The organism is Geobacillus proteiniphilus (genome assembly GCF_001908025.1).
Classification (GTDB): domain Bacteria; phylum Bacillota; class Bacilli; order Bacillales; family Anoxybacillaceae; genus Geobacillus; species Geobacillus proteiniphilus.
In genome coordinates, this window is record NZ_MQMG01000179.1 from 1 (window position 1) to 231 (window position 231).

The 231-nt window shown below is 51.9% G+C and carries 1 pseudogene; it reads left to right on the plus strand.

Going from position 1 to position 231, the window contains the following annotated elements:
• Nucleotides 1–167: 167 nt before the first annotated feature.
• Nucleotides 168–231 (plus strand): annotated as a pseudogene (locus BRO54_RS20955) (spore protein); the annotation flags it as partial.

Below are 231 nucleotides of genomic sequence, written 5' to 3' on the forward strand. Positions count from 1 at the left end.
TACCGCCAGCGAAATCACCCATCCGTTGCAACGGGGACGCTGGCGAAGCCAAAAGCGGGTGGGCCGGTGGGTTCAGCCAAGCTTGGCACACGCCTTGCAGCGTGAAGTGTTGGTGCAAATCCAACCACCCCAACCATCAAAAAATTTTTAAGAGGAGATGATCAACGATGGCACGCAACAATAACAACAACCAACTGTTAGTCGCTGGTGCTCAACAAGCCATTGATCAAA